The organism is Aeromonas cavernicola (assembly GCF_002795305.1).
Classification (GTDB): domain Bacteria; phylum Pseudomonadota; class Gammaproteobacteria; order Enterobacterales; family Aeromonadaceae; genus Aeromonas; species Aeromonas cavernicola.
In genome coordinates, this window is sequence record NZ_PGGC01000072.1 from 25934 (window position 1) to 43567 (window position 17634).

16 protein-coding genes are annotated in these 17634 nt (G+C 55.3%); 10 read left to right on the forward strand and 6 right to left on the reverse strand.

Annotated elements, in window-relative coordinates:
• Positions 1-4 precede the first annotated feature (4 nt).
• From metQ to queG, 5 genes are all read right to left on the reverse strand, one after another.
• A complete protein-coding gene (metQ, locus tag CUC53_RS07930; protein WP_100293654.1) occupies positions 5-808 on the reverse strand; it encodes a methionine ABC transporter substrate-binding lipoprotein MetQ in 804 nt (267 codons plus the stop codon).
• Between the two features lie 25 nt (positions 809-833).
• Complete coding sequence (locus CUC53_RS07935; protein WP_100293655.1) at positions 834-1487, reverse strand: methionine ABC transporter permease; 654 nt, start codon at positions 1485-1487, stop codon at positions 834-836.
• Positions 1468-2511, reverse strand: a complete 1044-nt coding sequence (metN, locus tag CUC53_RS07940; protein WP_100293656.1) for a methionine ABC transporter ATP-binding protein MetN — start codon at positions 2509-2511, stop codon at positions 1468-1470. The genes CUC53_RS07935 and metN overlap by 20 nt, the downstream gene beginning before the upstream one ends.
• Before the next feature lie 288 nt (positions 2512-2799).
• Positions 2800-3549, reverse strand: a complete 750-nt coding sequence (gene ppgK / locus CUC53_RS07945; RefSeq protein ID WP_100293657.1) for a polyphosphate--glucose phosphotransferase — start codon at positions 3547-3549, stop codon at positions 2800-2802.
• A gap of 113 nt (positions 3550-3662) precedes the next feature.
• Positions 3663-4817 (reverse strand): tRNA epoxyqueuosine(34) reductase QueG, encoded by a 1155-nt coding sequence (queG, locus tag CUC53_RS07950; protein ID WP_100293658.1) that lies wholly within the window; start codon positions 4815-4817, stop codon positions 3663-3665.
• Between the two features lie 443 nt (positions 4818-5260).
• Between queG and tsaE the strand changes: the two genes are divergently transcribed.
• The 9 genes from tsaE to CUC53_RS07995 all read left to right on the forward strand — a co-directional run bounded on the left by tsaE (position 5261) and on the right by CUC53_RS07995 (position 14689).
• The gene (tsaE, locus tag CUC53_RS07955) at positions 5261-5734 is read left to right on the forward strand and encodes a tRNA (adenosine(37)-N6)-threonylcarbamoyltransferase complex ATPase subunit type 1 TsaE (RefSeq protein ID WP_100293659.1); all 474 of its coding nucleotides are present in this window, start codon (positions 5261-5263) and stop codon (positions 5732-5734) included.
• A 104-nt stretch (positions 5735-5838) separates the two neighbouring features.
• Positions 5839-7224: an N-acetylmuramoyl-L-alanine amidase gene (locus CUC53_RS07960; RefSeq protein ID WP_420808051.1), complete on the forward strand. Its 1386-nt coding sequence runs from the start codon at positions 5839-5841 to the stop codon at positions 7222-7224.
• 16 nt (positions 7225-7240) lie between these two features.
• Entirely contained in the window at positions 7241-9136 is a 1896-nt protein-coding gene (mutL, locus tag CUC53_RS07965; RefSeq protein ID WP_100293661.1) for a DNA mismatch repair endonuclease MutL, read from the forward strand.
• An 11-nt stretch (positions 9137-9147) separates the two neighbouring features.
• Positions 9148-10065, forward strand: a complete 918-nt coding sequence (miaA, locus tag CUC53_RS07970; RefSeq protein ID WP_100293668.1) for a tRNA (adenosine(37)-N6)-dimethylallyltransferase MiaA — start codon at positions 9148-9150, stop codon at positions 10063-10065.
• Between the two features lie 72 nt (positions 10066-10137).
• Positions 10138-10401, forward strand: a complete 264-nt coding sequence (hfq, locus tag CUC53_RS07975; protein ID WP_100293662.1) for an RNA chaperone Hfq — start codon at positions 10138-10140, stop codon at positions 10399-10401.
• Positions 10402-10467: 66 nt separating this feature from the next.
• The gene (hflX, locus tag CUC53_RS07980) at positions 10468-11754 is read left to right on the forward strand and encodes a ribosome rescue GTPase HflX (protein ID WP_100293663.1); all 1287 of its coding nucleotides are present in this window, start codon (positions 10468-10470) and stop codon (positions 11752-11754) included.
• A 48-nt stretch (positions 11755-11802) separates the two neighbouring features.
• Positions 11803-12951: an FtsH protease activity modulator HflK gene (gene hflK, locus CUC53_RS07985; protein WP_100293664.1), complete on the forward strand. Its 1149-nt coding sequence runs from the start codon at positions 11803-11805 to the stop codon at positions 12949-12951.
• Between the two features lie 3 nt (positions 12952-12954).
• A complete protein-coding gene (gene hflC, locus CUC53_RS07990) occupies positions 12955-13839 on the forward strand; it encodes a protease modulator HflC (protein WP_100293665.1) in 885 nt (294 codons plus the stop codon).
• Positions 13840-14362: 523 nt separating this feature from the next.
• A complete protein-coding gene (locus CUC53_RS07995) occupies positions 14363-14689 on the forward strand; it encodes a hypothetical protein (RefSeq protein ID WP_167386716.1) in 327 nt (108 codons plus the stop codon).
• 188 nt (positions 14690-14877) lie between these two features.
• Here the strand turns inward: CUC53_RS07995 and CUC53_RS08000 are convergent, their stop codons facing one another.
• The gene (locus tag CUC53_RS08000; RefSeq protein ID WP_100293667.1) at positions 14878-16242 is read right to left on the reverse strand and encodes an SEL1-like repeat protein; all 1365 of its coding nucleotides are present in this window, start codon (positions 16240-16242) and stop codon (positions 14878-14880) included.
• Between the two features lie 486 nt (positions 16243-16728).
• Between CUC53_RS08000 and CUC53_RS08005 the strand changes: the two genes are divergently transcribed.
• Positions 16729-17634, forward strand: a 906-nt coding sequence (locus CUC53_RS08005) for a TolC family protein (protein ID WP_167386717.1), incomplete at its 3' end; no start/stop codon positions are given.

Sequence of the window (17634 nt, forward strand, 5' to 3'; positions counted from 1 at the left end):
ACCATTACCAGCCTTTTACTAAGCCGCCTTTGAACAGCTCCATGCCTTTTTGGTAGACTTCGTCAGTCTGGTAAGCCTTGACAAACTGCTGGACGCGCTCGTCATCTTTATTCTCTTCCCGTGCGACGATCAGGTTAACGTAGGGGGACTCTTTGTCTTCCACAAATAGACCGTTTTCAGTCGGGGTGAGCCCGATTTGCCCTGCAAACGTGTTGTTGATCACAGAGAGATCAACATCTTCTAGCGAGCGTGGCAGTTGTGCTGCTTCCAACTCAACAATTTTGAAGTTACGTGGGTTACTGGCGATATCCAGTACAGTCGCTTCCAGACCTACCCCCTCTTTCAGGGTGATTAAGCCCTGTTTGGCCAGCAGGATCAACGAGCGACCCAAGTTAGTGGGATCGTTGGGGACGGCAATCTGGGCACCATCTTTGAGTTCACTTAACGACTTGATTTTTTTCGAGTAAGCAGCAATCGGATAGACAAACGTATTGCCCACGGGCACTAGCTTAAAGCCACGGTCACGAATTTGTGCATCCAGATAGGGCTTGTGCTGGAACGCGTTCACATCGACGCTACCATCATTCAACGCTACGTTAGGGGTGACATAGTCGGAGAAATTCACGATCTCGACGGTCAGGCCATATTTCTCTTTAGCCACTTTGGCTGCGGTTTCAACCAGCTGAATTTCGGGGCCTGCAATCGCGCCCACTTTCAGGGTTTTCCCCTCGCTCTCTTTCTCACCACAACCAGTCAGTACCAAGCCAGCTAGCAGAGCAGCAGCAACAGATTTGATGCCTAATTTCATAAAACCTCCTGTTAGAAATTGACGATTAACGATGATCATATTTCTTCACCAAGCGCTCACCCACGCTTTGAATGAGCTGAACCAGCACGACCAAAATCGCGACGGTGACTAACATCACGGTGGGGTCAAAACGCTGGTAACCATATCGAATACCGACATCTCCCAACCCACCACCACCGATGGCACCAGCCATAGCGGAGTAGTTCACCAGCGTGACTAAGGTAATGATGACGCTATTGAGGATGCCAGGTAGCGCTTCGGGCAATAGCACCTTGGCGATGATCTGCAACGGTTTCGCGCCCATGGCCTTGGCTGCTTCGAGCAGGCCGTCCGGCACTTCCATCAGCGCGCCTTCTATCAAACGAGCGATAAAAGGTACGGCACCGATGGTGAGTGGCACGATGGCAGCTATGGTGCCGATACTGGTGCCGACGAGCAAGCGGGTTAATGGAATAATCGCGACCAATAAAATGATAAAGGGTACAGAACGACCAATATTGACCACCATGCCCAAGCTACGGTTGAGCAGCGGGTTGGCCAGAATCTGACCCGCTTTGGTAACATGCAGCGCAACACCCAGTGGTAAACCGAGCAGGCAACCAAACAAGGCTGAGGCAAATACCATGACCAAGGTATCGCCGAGGGCGGTGATGAGCAGATTAATCATGGCTGCGGACATAGCCCATTACCTCCAGCTGAATATGGTTGTCGATCAGGAACTGCTGGGTCGCCTCGCACTGGGCTTGATCCCCGAACAGTTCGGCCAGCAGGAAACCGAACTTGACGCCACCGGCATACTCGATGTCGGCGCTTAAAATGCTGATGTCGATATTGAAACGGCGGCTTGCTTCGGAAATGAGCGGCGTATCGACCGTGCTTCCGGTAAAACCGAGCTTCAATAAGGGGTAACTGCCTACTAACCGCTCTTTGCTCATCCGCTCTTGATACTCCTTCGGAACTTCAAGATGGATGGTGGAGTGGATAAAATCACGGGCCAGCTGGGTTTTGGCGTGAGTAAAGAACCAAGCAACTTCACCTTGCTCAATCAAACGGCCGTCACTGATGATGGCAACCTCGTCACAAATTCCTTTCACCACGTCCATCTCGTGAGTGATGAGCAAAATAGTGAGCCCCAGTTTGACATTGATCTCTTTGAGCAGAGTCAGGATCGAGCGGGTAGTCTGCGGGTCGAGGGCTGAGGTGGCCTCGTCACACAGCAACACCTTGGGGGCTGGGGCTAGCGCCCGCGCAATGGCCACCCGCTGCTTCTGGCCGCCGGATAGCTCGGAGGGATAGGCGTGGGCACGGGCTTCCAGCCCGACCAGCGCCAGCAGCTCTGCAACCCGTTGCTGGATCTTCTCTTTGCTCCAGCCTGCCAGCTCCAGCGGAAAGGCGATATTGGCAAACACGGTGCGAGAGGCAAGCAGATTAAAGTGCTGAAAAATCATGCCAATCTGCCGGCGAGCTTGGGTTAGGTCTCGTTCGGATAATGTGACGAGATCCTGGTCATCAACGATGACCTGCCCCTCGGTTGGGCGCTCTAATAAGTTCACACAACGAATGAGGGTGCTCTTGCCGGCACCAGAGGCACCGATCACGCCGAAAATTTTGCCTTGGGGCACGTCCAGGCTGACGTCACGCAGTGCGTGGACGGCAGAACTGCCTTGCCCGTAGACTTTATTGAGACCGACCAGCTTAATCATGAACGTTTCCGTGCTTACAGCCTTACAGCACATGGCGCTATAGGCAGAGAAATTGGGCAGAGGTTCCAACTATGTGGCTCTGCCATAATGGACGATGATGCTAAGATGTCTGGATGGCCATGTCAACGCATGTTTCTACGTCTAGACGTCTAAAACTTAAGGTTGCCGCCATTCGAATCTTGCCAAGCAATGGGCTGTTTTGGGCCACGGTTGTTGCGTCCTACCACGGGACCACCGTCACCGGTACCGAGTGCGTTGTGGCCAGCAGATTAGACAGCCATCATCCCGTTATTGGCCAGCGTGAGTGCGGTTGGCCGCGTACAGTGCTGCCCCAATGATACCGGCCTGATTGAGACTGGCAGCGGGAATGAGCGGGGCGCGAGTGGTTAGGCGGTCGACAAATTTATCGAGTTTGGCTGCGCTGCCCCCACCCAGAATGAACAGGTCGGGGGAAAACAGGAATTCAAGGCGAGCCAGATACTTGTTGAAGCGCTTACCCCAACGCCCCCAAGAGAGATCCTCGCGCTTGCGTACCGCATCGGAGCAGTAATGCTCAGCCACCATCCCCTCTAGCATCAAGTGGCCCAGCTCAGTGTTGGGCAGCAGCTGGCCGTTGACGAACACTGCGGTGCCAATCCCAGTGCCGACGGTGATGAGGATAATGACGCCCTTGCGATCCTTGCCAGTGCCGAAACGCATTTCGGCCATGCCAGCCGCATCGGCATCATTCAATACGTGGCAGGGCTGGCCGGTGACATCGGCAAACAGATGTTCGGCATCGGTTTCAATCCAGCTCTTATCAATATTGGAGGCATTTTTCGCAATACCGTGCTGGATGGTGGCGGGAAAACCGCAACCTATTGGCCCTTGCCAATTAAAGTGTTCCACTAACGCTTTAAGGGTATGGGCAATCGCTGCTGGGGTAGCGGGTTGCGGGGTCGCAATGCGATGGCGTTCGCCGATCAGTTGGCCGGTTTCGGTGTCCACCACACAGCCCTTGATCCCTGAGCCGCCAATATCCACGCCTAAAATTTGCATCTGTATTGTCCTTACATTGTTTGTCGACCCAGTGGCAGCGGTAGCGTTGTGCTGGTCACTACAGGTCGACAGAGCATGAAAAAAGCACTGCCATCCGGCAAGGGGCAGATCAGCTAGGCGTGATCCGACAACCCTTTTTCGATGCAGCGGATCAGCAAACGGGTCTTTTTGTTCTCTTCCGTTTGACGCCGGGCCAAGGTGGTCAGGGCCCATTCGATATGTTCCGCCACCATGTGCTCGGCGGTGGTCAGCCCCATTTTCAGGGCGGCGAACACCTCGGGCGTTGCCGGGCCATTGCCAAGGGCGACCGCCAGATTGCGGCGCCAGCGTTGGTAGCCAATGCGGCGGATGGCGCTCCCTTCGGTCTGCTTGAGAAAATCGTTCTCGCTCCAGCCCCACAGCTCAAGCAGCGGTGGGCGGTGCAGGCTGGGGCGCGCTTTGAAATCCGGCTCAGCGCTGGCACCAGCGTAGCGGTTCCAAGGGCAAATCAGCTGGCAGTCGTCGCAGCCGTAGATGCGGTTGCCCATCAAGGGCCTGAACTCTTCCGGAATCGGGCCGTCGTTTTCGATGGTGAGATAGGAGATACAGCGGCGCGCATCCACCACGTAGGGGGCGACAATGGCGCCGGTGGGGCAGATGTTGATGCAGGCAACGCATTTGCCGCACTGCTCTTTTGCCACCGGCGCGTCGATGGGCAGCGGCAGACTGACCAGCAGCTCTCCTAGAAAAAAGAAGGAACCAGCCGACTCGTTAAGCAACAGTGAGTGTTTGCCCACCCAGCCGAGCCCCGCTTTCGCCGCCAGTGGTCGTTCCAAAATCGGGGCCGAGTCGACGAAAGGACGCCACTCTGCGATAGGATGGGCCCGGTCGGCACATAACTCGGCGCAGCGCACATCGATCCGTTCGCCTAGCTGTTTGAGGCGATGACGCAGCAGTTTGTGGTAGTCACGGCCGAGGGCATAGCGGCTGATATAGCCGAGGGTCGGATCGCGCAGGGTAGCGGCGAAGCCCGCCTCGAACGGCAGGTAGTTCATCCGCACCGATAAGACCCGCACCGTGCCCGGCAGCAGCTCGTGAGGGCGGGCCCGCATCATGCCGTGGCGCGCCATATAATCCATGCTGCCGTGATGGCCTGCATCCAGCCAGGCCTGCAATCTGGGCTCCTCAATCGCCAGATCGGTATCCGTGATACCTGCTTGGTCAAATCCTAGCTCTCGTGCCCATTGCTTGATCTCTTGAGCCAGTTGCTGAAGGTCAGGGGGAGTCATAGATGGTCCATCTCACCAGTAACATTGGGCGGTAATCGCGTGCTGGCCACTGTGTGTCTCTTGTTGCAAGGGTATGTGAACGGATAGATGGCAAATCAAAGACTGCGGAGTTTATCACACGGCGGTGCGGGTTGCTGCCGATGTGAGCTATCCATGGGGGCTGCGAGGTACGCAGATCACGATGTCTAGGGGATTCCTCGCTGGGGGCATTGTAGCCAGTCCCCCTCGGTTTTAGGCGATAGTCGATTGAATTGGCTGGCGTAATCCCCCCATCATCAGGATAATTAGTGGCCCACATTAGGCATCAAATGAGGTGGGCGATGGGTGGTTAGCAAGCCACACTCCCCGTGGTATTTTACCTCGCCAATAGTCGGGCTGATGTTTCTTCATCGGCGCGAAACCCGATACGATTGACACGCTAAAACAAGCTGATAAAGAAAAACATGGCAAAACAATTGATGATGATATTGCCGGATGAGGCAGCCACCGTCGCCCTTGGTGGGCGCTTGGCCCAGGCCTGCCAGCAGGCCACCACCGTATTTTTGCATGGCGCGCTGGGGGCTGGTAAAACGACCTTAACCCGAGGTTGGGTACAGGGTCTTGGCCATCAGGGCAAGGTCAAAAGCCCAACGTACACCCTGGTTGAACCTTATGAGCTGGCCGATTGGCAGGTGTATCACTTTGATCTCTATCGCTTGGCAGATCCTGAAGAGCTGGAATTTATGGGGATCCGCGATTACTTCGCGGCGAATACCCTCTGCTTAGTCGAGTGGCCAGAGAAAGGTGAGGGCTGGCTGCCTGCACCGGATTTAGAACTGACCCTGACTTATGTCGGCGAGCAGCGCGAGGCGTTACTGGACGCGCGTTCCGCCATTGGCGAAGCCATTTTGCAACGGTTGTCATCTACGTGCGCTTAATCTTTATTACGGTTCTTCTTTTGGCCGCGCTACCTGCCTGGGCGAACCAGCTCAAAAGTGTGCGCATCTGGCCATCACCCGATAACACTAGGGTGGTGCTCGATATGAGCAGTGCCCCCAATTTTAACTATTTCACCCTCAACGGGCCCAGTCGTCTGGTGATCGATCTTAACAACGCCACTAACGCGGCGAATTTGGATCGCATCGAAAATAACAGTGAACTGGTGCGCAAAATTCGGCAGAGCTCGCCCCTAGAAAAAGGGGGCTTGCGCCTCGTGCTGGATCTCAGCTCGGCAATCAAGCCTATCGTTTTTCCCTTAGCGCCAGCAGGCCCTTATGGCCATCGCTTGGTCATTGATCTGCCCTATGAGGAAAAGCGCTCAGCAGCGGCTGTTCGCTCGGCTCCCGTTGGTGGCCAAGGCAAGGGGGTGGTGATTGCCATCGACCCAGGCCATGGCGGGGAAGACCCAGGCTCCATCGGTCCGCGTCGTACCTATGAGAAGCGGGTAACGCTGGCGGTCTCCCAGAAGCTGGCAGCGCTGATCGACCGTGAGCCGGGGATGCGTGCGGTGCTGACCCGCCGTGGCGACTACTTTGTTGATCTGAACAAACGGTCGGAAATTGCCCGCAAAGCCAAGGCGGATCTACTCGTCTCGGTGCATGCCGACAGCTTTCATAATGCCACCCCGCGTGGTGCCTCGGTGTGGGTGCTCTCGACTAACCGTGCTAACCGTGAGATGGGGGGCTGGTTGGAGAAGCAGGAGAAACAGGGCGAACTGTTAGGCGGAGTGGGCAAAGTCTTAGCTGAATCTGACCCTAACCCCTATTTGGCGCAGACCTTCCTCGATCTCTCGATGGATAAATCGCGGGCTGAAGGCTACGAGGTTAGCCGCCAGATCCTGCGCGCCATGGGCAGGGTTGCGCGGTTGCACAAAAAGGCGCCGGAACACGCCAGTCTGGCAGTGCTCAAAGCGCCAGATATTCCCTCGGTGCTGGTGGAAACCGGGTTTATCTCCAACCATGCAGAAGAGAAATTACTGGCTACCTCTAGTTATCAAGACCAGTTGGCGCGCGCCATTTTCGAGGGGATCCGCAATTACTATCGGGCGCATCCGACCAAAGGCGCCATGCTGACGGGTCAGAGAAGCGCAAGCCAGAGCAAGGGGCAGCCGCCGCGCGCGGCAGTGAACAGTCAGCGCGCAACGCAGCAAGTGACCAATAAGGTGCCCGCAACCGTGCGTGATACCGGGGCCCCGGTGAGCAGTGTTAGCAGTGCATCAGGGGCTGGGGTGATCAAACCCTACTCGGTGGTCACCAGTGGTGCAGCGCACGATAAATCGCAGATGATCCGCCATGTGGTGAAACGGGGTGAGAGTCTCTCTCGACTGGCAGAGAAACACCGAGTAACCCAAGCGCAGTTGGTCGACATCAACAAGCTCAAGTCACGCGATATTCAGATAGGGCAAGTGCTCTATATTCCGCAACAATAACGTTCAGGATGATGCAATGCCGATCCGTATTTTACCGCCAATCTTAGCCAACCAGATTGCGGCGGGTGAGGTGGTGGAGCGGCCCTCTTCTGTGGTGAAAGAGCTGGTGGAAAACAGCCTGGATGCGGGGGCCGACCGGGTTGAGATCGACATCGATAAGGGGGGCTCCAAGCTGATCCGCATTCGTGACAACGGCTGTGGCGTCGCTAAAGACGAACTGGTGCTGGCGCTGTCCCGTCATGCTACTTCCAAGGTTGCCACGCTGGACGATCTGGAAGGGATCAACAGCCTCGGTTTTCGCGGTGAGGCGCTCGCCTCCATCAGCTCGGTTGCTCGGTTGACCTTTACCTCCCGCACCGCCGAACAGGCAGAAGCGTGGCAGGCGCAGGCGGAAGGGCGCGAGATGAACGTCACCATCAAGCCGGCGGCCCATCCGGTGGGTACTACGGTGGAGGTAGTGGATCTCTTCTTCAATACCCCAGCGCGGCGCAAGTTTATGCGCAGCGAAAAGACCGAGTTTGCCCATATCGACGAGTTGGTGCGCCGCATCGCGCTCTCTCGCTTTGATGCGACCCTGATCCTACGCCACAACGGCAAGGTGGTACGCCAATATAAGGGCGCCACCACAGTACCTGAGCAGGAACGGCGGCTGGCGGCGGTGTGCGGTACTCCCTTTATGCACCATGCGCTGGCGGTAGAGAGCGAGCACAGCGACGTGCGGCTGTGGGGCTGGCTGGCGACGCCGGAGGGGGCACGGCCACAGAACGACCTGCAATACACCTATGTCAACGGTCGGATGATGCGCGATAAGCTTATCAACCACGCCATCCGCCAAGCCTACGACGAGTTGCTACCCGCCGACCGGTTTGCGGCTTATGTACTCTATATCGAGCTCGATCCTCGTCAGGTCGATGTGAATGTCCACCCAGCCAAGCACGAAGTGCGGTTTCATCAGGCTCGGCTCGTTCACGACTTCATTTTTCAAGCGTTGTTTACGGCATTGCGTCAAGGGGGCCAAGCACCCAGCCCGCAGTCTGCCCCGCTGGCCGAGACGCTGGTTGAGCTGCCAAGTGGCGCCACTATCGACTATCCCGGTCAGGCCCCACGCCCCGAGTGGTATGGCGCTGAGCACCAGTATCGTGCACCGCCACAGGTGCAAGAGCAGGTCAACGCAGGGCGTGGTAGCCACTACTTGCCACCGGAAGCCCCTAGCCGAGCGGCGATTCGTGGGATGGGGGAATTACTCACCACCTTGCCCATCAATGAGCCCGCCGTTGCCGCCATGGATGCTCCTAAGACCATACCGGCGGCGGCATCCGTGGCACCGGCCTCAGGAGGATGGCGTCCACTGACCTTGGTAGCGCAAACCTATTTGCTCATTGAGCGCGAGCAGGCGTTAGCCTTGCTGTCGTTAGTGCAGGCAGAGCGGGTGTTACTGCGTCATTGGTTGTTGGGGGCGTGGGGCCAAGGATTTGCGGCGCAGCCACTGTTATTGCCGGTCTCTTTTAAGCTGCCTAAGCCGTTGATAACCCTAGTCGCGGAGCAAGAGCGTTTGCTCAAACGGATGGGGCTGGAGTTGAAAAGTGGGGGGCGCGACACCATGATCTTGACGCGGGTGCCTGCTCTATTGCGTCAGACTGACTTGGTGAGCTTGTTGCCTGAACTGTTGCAGCTTATCGAAAGCGGTCTTCATATCGCCCCAGATCAGCAAGCACAAGTGCTTTGCCAGTGGTTGGTGGATCAGGGGGTAAGTCATGAAAAAGTGTACGATTTTGCCGCCGCCAGTCGCTTGCTGAGCGAACTGGTGAGCGAGGTGAGTGACCCGCTCAGTAATAAACAGATGGTTCGCCCACTCTCATTAGCACAGGTGTTAGCGGAGTTTGCATGCTCTGCTGACGTAGAAGGAGACTAAACGTGGCTCACTTGCCGACCGCCATTTTTCTGATGGGGCCGACGGCGTCTGGCAAGACGGATCTCGCCATTGCCCTCTGTCAGGCGCTGCCATGTGACATTATCAGCGTCGATTCCGCGCTGATTTACCATGGCATGGATATCGGCACCGCCAAACCTAGCGCTGATGAGTTGGCGCAGGCTCCCCATCGTCTTATCGATATTCTTGATCCGGCCATGAGCTATTCGGCGGCTGATTTTTGTCGTGATGCTTTGCAAGAGATGAGCGATATCAGTGGGCGTGGGCGTATTCCCCTGCTGGTAGGCGGTACGATGCTCTATTTCAAAGCCCTGCTGGAAGGACTCTCACCGCTACCGGCCGCCGACCCTGTTATTCGTGCCAAACTTGAAGACGAAGCAGCAAGACTGGGTTGGCAGACCCTGCATGCCGAGCTGGTGCGGATTGATCCGGTGGCGGGAGCGCGTATTCACCCTAACGATCCGCAGCGGCTCAGCCGAGCGCTCGAGGTCTACCGCATCAGTGGTAAAACATTGACGGAGTTGACCCAAGTTCAGGGGGCGGGGCTGCCTTATCACGTCGCGCAATTTGCAATTGCTCCTAGCGAGCGCAGTGTGCTGCATCAGCGTATTGAGCAGCGCTTTGACAAGATGTTACTTGGTGGTTTTGAACAAGAGGTACGCATGCTCATGGCGCGGGGGGATTTGACCCCAGACTTGCCCTCCATTCGTTGTGTCGGTTACCGCCAGATGTGGGACTATCTAAACGATGAGGTCGGGTATGATGAGATGCGTTATCGTGGCATTGTGGCTACTCGTCAATTAGCAAAACGACAGATGACGTGGTTGCGCAGTTGGCCTGATCTGACGTGGTTAGAATCTGGCGATGCAGACAATCTTGAACGGATACTCGCTCGCGCTGGTGCGGCTTGACACTCTCTGTATAATCAGGTTGTTATATAAATATTCGGTGTTTAAAAACAACAAACTATAAGGAAAAGAAAAATGGCTAAGGGGCAATCTCTCCAAGACCCGTTTTTGAATGCGCTGCGCCGTGAGCGGATTCCTGTTTCTATTTATTTGGTGAACGGCATCAAACTTCAAGGTCAGATCGAATCCTTTGATCAGTTTGTTATTTTGCTGAAAAACACCGTGAGCCAGATGGTATATAAGCACGCCATTTCTACTGTGGTTCCTGCCCGTGCGGTTAATCATCACCAGCCGGTGCCTGGCAGTGGGGCTGATGACGAGGGTCATACCGAATCGTGATAAATCAAGGCGGGTTCGCTCGCCAATTCAGAGTTGTTGATATGATACCCGTTAAGGAGCAAGTGCTTGTTTGACCGTTACGAAGCTGGTGAACAGGCCGTTCTGGTGCACGTGAACTTCAGTGATGAAGGAGAACGAGAGGATCTGGAAGAGCTCAAAATGTTGGTGAGCTCTGCTGGAGTAAATTCGTTAGGTGTGCTCACCACTAGCCGTCATGCTCCCAGCGCCAAATTTTTTGTCGGCAGTGGTAAGGCTGAAGAGATCGCATCCCACGTTCAGATGCTGGGAGCCGATGTGGTGATCTTCAACCATGCTCTCACGCCAGCCCAAGAACGTAACCTAGAGCGTTTATTCCAGTGTCGCGTTGTAGATAGGACTGGCTTGATTCTCGATATTTTTGCTCAACGTGCACGAACTCACGAAGGTAAGTTACAAGTTGAGTTAGCCCAATTACGCCACCTTTCGACACGATTGGTGCGAGGTTGGACCCACCTAGAGCGGCAAAAGGGCGGGATCGGTTTACGTGGGCCAGGTGAGACGCAACTAGAGACTGACCGTCGTTTGTTGCGCGAACGGATCAAAGCCATCTTGCGTCGACTCGATAAGGTCGCTAAGCAGCGCGAGCAGGGACGCCGAGCCCGTAATCGCAATGAGGTGCCGACCGTGTCACTGGTGGGCTACACCAATGCCGGAAAGTCCACCCTGTTCAACCAACTTACAGCTGCCAGCGTGTATGCTGCCGATCAGCTATTCGCGACCCTTGATCCTACATTGCGCAAAATAGAGATCCGAGATGTTGGTGATGTAATTTTGGCAGATACAGTTGGATTTATTCGACACTTGCCCCATGATCTGGTCGCCGCCTTCAAAGCAACCTTGCAGGAGACCCGCGAAGCGGATCTGCTACTGCATGTGGTGGACTGTGCTGATGAGCAGATGCAAGAGAATATCGAGTCAGTGCAACAGGTGTTGGCAGAAATTGAAGCCGATGATCGACCTCAGCTGATGGTCTGTAACAAGATCGATAAATTAGCGGAGCGTCCAGCTGGGTTAGAGCGGGATGATGAGGGGCGCCCTGTGCGCGTCTGGTTGTCGGCTCAGACTGGCGAAGGGTGTGCATACCTGTTTCAAGCGCTGGCCGAGTTATTGGCCACGACCATGGTGCACCACACTCTGCAACTTCCTCCCTCAGCAGCAAAGTTGCGCAGTGCGCTTTATCGGCTGAAAGGAATTGAGCAGGAAGAGTTTAGCGAGGAGGGAGATTTCGTGCTGGAGGTGCGCCTGCAGGCAGCCGACTGGAATCGCCTCGTGAAACAGGAAGGTGAGAGTTTACAACGCTTTATCAGACATTAATGGTCAGATAGAGATGATATCCATCCGCTTGTATTAATGGAGACGCTGATGGCTTGGAATGAGCCTGGAAACAACGGCAAAGACCGTGACCCTTGGGGGAACAACGGTAAGAATCAGGGCCCCCCTGATTTGGATGAACTGCTGCGTAAGGTGAGTCGCCGGTTTGGCGGCTTGTTTGGGGAGGGCAAATCCGGTGGTGATGTGGGCCGTTTTGGCCTGTCCATTGCCCTGATTATCGCCGTGGTGGTATGGGTCGTGAGCGGTTTTTATACCATCCGCGAAGCTGAGCGAGGCGTCGTGCTGCGGTTTGGGGAGTTTTCCCATATCGTCGAACCCGGCTTGCGTTGGAAACCGACCTTTATTGACCGCGTGCTTCCAGTGGATGTGGAGTCCGTGCGCTCTCTTCCTGCGTCAGGTTTCATGCTGACTCAAGATGAAAACGTGGTACGGGTTGAGATGGACGTGCAATACCGCGTAGTCAATCCCGAGCAGTATCTGTTTAGTGTGACCAATGCCGATGAGAGCCTGAGTCAGGCGACAGATAGTGCCCTGCGCTATGTTGTTGGCCACACCAAGATGGATGATGTGTTGACCACTGGACGGGAAAAAGTGCGTCAAGAGACGTGGCAAGTCGTCGATGGCATCATTGAGCCCTATCAAATGGGCTTGCAAATTGTCGATGTGAACTTCTTGCCCGCACGTCCGCCTGAAGAGGTGAAAGACGCCTTTGATGACGCCATATCAGCCCAAGAAGATGAGCAGCGCTTTATTCGTGAAGCGGAAGCCTATGCCCGTGAAGTAGAGCCAAAAGCGCGTGGTCAGGTCAAGCGCTTGGAGCAAGAAGCAGAGGCTTACAAATCCCAGATCGTCTTAAAAGCGAAGGGGGAAGTGGCCCGTTTTAATGAGCTGTTGCCCCAGTATCAAGCTGCGCCCGAATTGACTCGTGAGCGTATCTATCTGGAAACAATGGAAGACCTCTATCAGCAAACCAACAAGGTCGTGGTCGACATGCCAGCTGGCAACAACAGCATGATCTATCTGCCGCTTGATAAGTTATCAGGTAAAGCGAATGCGGTGCAGCCCGCTCGGCCGGCGAGTGCCCCAGTGAATGAGGTCTCTGCCCCTACCAATGAGGGTGCTAACTCCACACCAACGCCACTGCGCAGTGGTGATCGTTTCAGCTCGGGGAGAAACTAATAGATGAAAAAGCTAGCTATTGGTGCAATCGCCGTGGCAGTCATGGTCTGCTTTTCTTCCATTTTCATCATTGATGAAGGGCAGAAGGGGATTGTGGTGCAGTTTGGTAAGGTGAAACGAGTCGACTCCGGCGAACCGCGGCTCTACGAGCCTGGTCTGCACTTTAAAGTGCCGATGATTGATCAAGTGCGTAAGTTGGATTCCCGCATTCAAACGCTTGAGGGGCAGGCGGATCGTTTTGTGACCTCCGAGAAGAAGGATCTGATCATCGATTCCTACGTGAAGTGGAAGATCGAGGATTTCTCCAAATACTACTTGGCAACTGGTGGCGGTAATAAAATGCAGGCGGAGGATCTGCTCAAGCGCAAGATCAATAACGGTTTGCGCTCCGAGATCGGTAACCGCACCATCAAAGATATCGTCTCTGGCGAGCGCAGTACCGTGATGGAAGATGCCTTGATGAAGATGGCGCGCTCCTCCGAGCTCGGTATCAAGGTAGTCGATGTGCGGATCAAACAGATCAACCTACCGGTTGAAGTTTCCAGCTCTATCTATCAGCGGATGCGTGCCGAACGGACTGCGGTTGCCCGTGAACATCGTTCGCAGGGGCGTGAGCAGGCTGAGATTTTGCGAGCAGACATTGACCGTAAAGTCACCGTCATGATTGCCGATGTGGAGAGTAATGCGCGTCAGCTTCGAGGTGAGGGTGACGCGGAAGCCGCCAAAATCTACGCCGACAGCTACAAGCAAGATCCTGAGTTTTTCAGCTTCGTGCGTAGTATGGAGGCCTACCGCAAGAGCTTTGCCGCTGGTGGTGATTTGATGGTACTGAAACCGGATAGCGAGTTCTTCCGCTACCTCAAGTCCCCCCAAGGGACCAAGCAGTAGCACCGTACTGGTGATGGAGCAAGGGCCTGAGAAATCAGGCCTTTTTTGTTGCTGCTATAGGCTCGACACCTGCCTCTGCACTGTGCATCGATTGATGCCATCATGGATGAATGTCCTCTTGGCTCTTGGCTCTTGGGTTTGTCCCTTTTTGGCTGGTCGCTCGATGTCTAGCTCCTGCGTACTCGCTCTTAGCGAATCCCCTTGTTGATATGGTTTACGGTCCGCGTCAGCGACCTTCACTGGAGCTTTATGAACCCCAGCTTTACAGGTGATTCAATTTTTTTGAATCACTAAGGCAGTTTATCTCGCTAACAACCCAAGATAATGGCGGTTAATATTTACTCAACGCTTAGGCAGGAGAGCCAAGTAGTGCAACAACAGGTCATTCTGGCGCATCACCACCTACTAATCCGTGTCTGGTGCCACCTAAAGAGCAACATACTATTTGAATGACCTCTTGCATGGATGCATTGAGGATGGCCACACCGGCCTTCAATGACATAACCAAATGAGCGAGAAAAACATGAACAAGCTAATCAAAATGCTGGCCATTGCAGGCCTGATGACCACCGGTGTTGCCAACGCTGCTATACCGGCTGATTTTAACGCCGCTCCAGGTGTGCTGTTTGTTAACTGGCATGCGACAGCCGCGGTAGAGGGAAACAGCCAGCCGATGTTAGAAGTGCGGGATGAATCAGGTGATGTGCTGGCATCGGTACACGCTAATCTGTTGGGGACCCAGCAGGTAAAAATCCCGAGCCGTGCTCAGGGCAATCTGACGGTGAGCTTAGGGGCACAGCGCAGCCAATACCGTATTCCATTTGGTATCGGTAGCGGTAGTCAGCGCTAACCGCTGATCTCAGATGATATGCTGGCGCAGCCAGTCAATAGGGAGGCATGTCGCCTCCCTATTTTATTATGGGTGGTGATGTCTGCGGTGAGGATGGCGGTCGGCGCCACATCTGATAAGGCTAGTCACAAGCAGGAGCGAGAGGCCTCTCCTGCTTGGGCTAGCTTGCAGCTGGGGGGAACAGGGGCTCAGCTTTTTTGGCTAGGGGCCTCGATTTTGCCAAACCAATGTTCTGATAGTTGCTGCGCCTGCTTGATTTCAGGCGTTGACATCACCTCTTCTAACTCATTACGGGCTTGCACGGCTTCTGGCATGCCTTCGGTGGCCGCCAATGATAGCCACGCGTAGGCGTGGATTCGGTTGCGGGGGGCACCAAGGCCACCTTCACGTAGGGTGCCCATGCGATATTGCGCCATTCGATCGCCTCGGTGGGCCGCTAGTTGATACTGCTGCAGGGCGAGGGCGTAATCTTCTTTCCCCCCCAGCCCCAGCCGCAGCATCTCACCGTAAGCGTACTGCGCTTGGCGGTGACCCTGCGCAGCGGCTTTGCCGTAGTTGACCCTGGCTTGTTCCAAGTCATCTTGCTCTTGTTGCAGTTGGCCCAACTCGAAGTAGGCTTTGCTGATCCCACCTTGTGCCGCCAAGGTTAGCCAGTGGACCCGGGTATCATAGTCGCGCTCTTGCAAGCTCAGTTGGTATTCCGCCTCATGGGAGCCATGGCCCGCCGCTAGTTCAAGCCAGTAGCGACCTAGGGCTGGGTCAACCGTCACCTTTTCCCCTGCCAGATAGGCCATGCCGAGCCAGAGCTGTGCACCGGCGGAGCCAGCGTTAGCCGCCCGTTGGTAGGCCACCAATTCATCTGCCGGTGCTGCTTTGCGCGCAAGCCATAGCAGCGCATCTGGCTGCTGCTGGGCGGCGGCTTTTTCATACCAACGCTGGGCTAAGTCTGGGCGTTTGGCGACCCCTTTGCCCTGCTCATAGCGCAACCCAAGTTGGTATTGGGCATCTCCATTCCCTAACTCGGCGGCTTTTTCCAGCCACTTGATAGCATCTACCTCGGCACCGGGTTGGCGGGCATACCACTGCCCCAGCACTAACTGGGAGGGGGCGTGATCCCGTCTTGCCCCTTGCTCAAACCAGTCGAGACACTCACTGGCCAGTTTGCCTTGGTAGCGTTGCTGACAGTTCAGGCCCAGTTGGTAGCTGGCTTGGCTGTTGCCAAGGCGGGCTGCGCGTTGCCACCATTGCTCGGCAAGGGCCGGATTTTTGGGCTCGCCAAGTCCGCTGCGATACCACTCCCCGACCTGCCATGCGGCGTTAGCGCGTACTGACTGACCCGCCGCCTCTGGGCCGGAAGATTGAGCCGCCTGCTGCATCCAATGCATGGCGTTAGGGTAATCAGGTTTAGCGGCTAGCCGTTTGGCCAGCTCATATTGTGCGTTGCCATTACCTTGTGCTGCGCCTTGGGCAAGCTCGGTATCGGTCGGCGGTGTGGTGGAGCAAGCGACTAACCCGCTGGTCGCCAGAATCAGACTGAGTATGCGAACATTCATAAAAAGTGTGCTTACGTTGATAGGTGAAATAGGTGCCGTCATCGGTGGTGCGATGGTCACGCTAGGCTAGATCCAAGAGGTGCCACAGTGAGTGACCATTAGTGCATAGAGAGTGACATCATGCCAATCCTGACAGCAGCTTATATGTTTTCCCCCTTGGTTGTCAGTCGGTGCTTTCTGACATCGACTCCCCTAGTTGGCATGTTGATGGACGCCATGGTGTTTTTTTGCCCTCCCGCTACGTGGATACCCCCTGTTGGTTGGGTTTAATTGTGTCCAATTTTGGTGTCGTTTGTTAGGTTCAGTGCTGGCGGTCGGTGCGCTGTCGCGGTGCAGTATGGTGGTCGCTGCGATGGCCTGCAGGTGGGTAAATCCAAGATCTGTGGCGCGCGGTCAATGACGGCAGATTTAAATCGGGTATGATTTGCCGCCTATGAATAGAGTAAAAAATCCAAACATATTTGTTACAACATCGGTCGGGGATGTATGACGTCAACGCACATCAAATTGCTTTTACCGTGTCTGCTAGGCGTGTTTATTAGCTCAGCTCAGGCGCAGTCGCTCAGCTTTAGTGAGGCATGGACCCGAGTCATGCAGCAAGATGATGGCTTGGCTGCTGAGCAAGCAAGCGTAGATCGTGCCACCTTGCTGCGTGAGGCTGCTAAGGCCATGTATTTGCCCGATATCACCTTGTCTGCCGATTATGCGCGGATTGCCAAACCCGACCTAATGGGATTGGATAACCAGCTGGAACATTCTGCCGTGGTGGGAGAGACGCTTGGCTCGATGGGCATCGACTCGAAATGGTTGGCCGCTTCGCTGACCGAACAGAACCGTGTCACCAGCTCTGTAAGAATGCTCTGGCCGCTGTTTGTTGGGGGGCGAATTGATGCCGCGCAACAGGTCCGGGCAGCACAGGTTGAGGAGGCGCGGGAGTTGCTGGCCTTGAAACAGCAGGCGAGTTTTGAAAGCCTCTCCCAGACCTATTTTGGGGTGGTGCTTGCGACGCAACTGGTTCAGACCAAACAAGAGATTGAACAGGGGCTGGCGCGCCATCTTGATCATGCCCGCAAGCTGGAAGCACAGGGGCAGATTGCTCAAGTTGAGCGGCTTTCCGCTGAAGCTGCTTATGATCGGGCTCGGGTTGATACGCAAACTTCTCGCCGTCGTCTCGACATCACCCAGTTAGCCTTAGATCAGATGGTGAAGCTGAAGGGAGCTGTAGCGTTAACACCGCTGTTTATTAATCCACAGATGCCACAACCGCAGGGCTTGATAGATGACACGCTGGCGGTGCATCCGGGGCTCAAGATGTTATTAGCAAAACGTGAGCAAGCGAAGGCGCTGATTCAGGCTGAACGCGGTAAGTATGCCCCTGAGCTGTTCATGTTT

Coding starts and splice junctions, on each gene's coding strand:
- metQ (WP_100293654.1), bottom strand. CDS start 808: ATGAAATTAGGCATCAAATCTGTTGCTGCTGCTCTGCTAGCTGGCTTG.
- CUC53_RS07935 (WP_100293655.1), bottom strand. CDS start 1,487: ATGTCCGCAGCCATGATTAATCTGCTCATCACCGCCCTCGGCGATACC.
- metN (WP_100293656.1), bottom strand. CDS start 2,511: ATGATTAAGCTGGTCGGTCTCAATAAAGTCTACGGGCAAGGCAGTTCT.
- ppgK (WP_100293657.1), bottom strand. CDS start 3,549: ATGCAAATTTTAGGCGTGGATATTGGCGGCTCAGGGATCAAGGGCTGT.
- queG (WP_100293658.1), bottom strand. CDS start 4,817: ATGACTCCCCCTGACCTTCAGCAACTGGCTCAAGAGATCAAGCAATGG.
- tsaE (WP_100293659.1), top strand. CDS start 5,261: ATGGCAAAACAATTGATGATGATATTGCCGGATGAGGCAGCCACCGTC.
- CUC53_RS07960 (WP_420808051.1), top strand. CDS start 5,839: ATGAGCAGTGCCCCCAATTTTAACTATTTCACCCTCAACGGGCCCAGT.
- mutL (WP_100293661.1), top strand. CDS start 7,241: ATGCCGATCCGTATTTTACCGCCAATCTTAGCCAACCAGATTGCGGCG.
- hfq (WP_100293662.1), top strand. CDS start 10,138: ATGGCTAAGGGGCAATCTCTCCAAGACCCGTTTTTGAATGCGCTGCGC.
- hflK (WP_100293664.1), top strand. CDS start 11,803: ATGGCTTGGAATGAGCCTGGAAACAACGGCAAAGACCGTGACCCTTGG.
- hflC (WP_100293665.1), top strand. CDS start 12,955: ATGAAAAAGCTAGCTATTGGTGCAATCGCCGTGGCAGTCATGGTCTGC.
- CUC53_RS07995 (WP_167386716.1), top strand. CDS start 14,363: ATGAACAAGCTAATCAAAATGCTGGCCATTGCAGGCCTGATGACCACC.
- CUC53_RS08000 (WP_100293667.1), bottom strand. CDS start 16,242: ATGAATGTTCGCATACTCAGTCTGATTCTGGCGACCAGCGGGTTAGTC.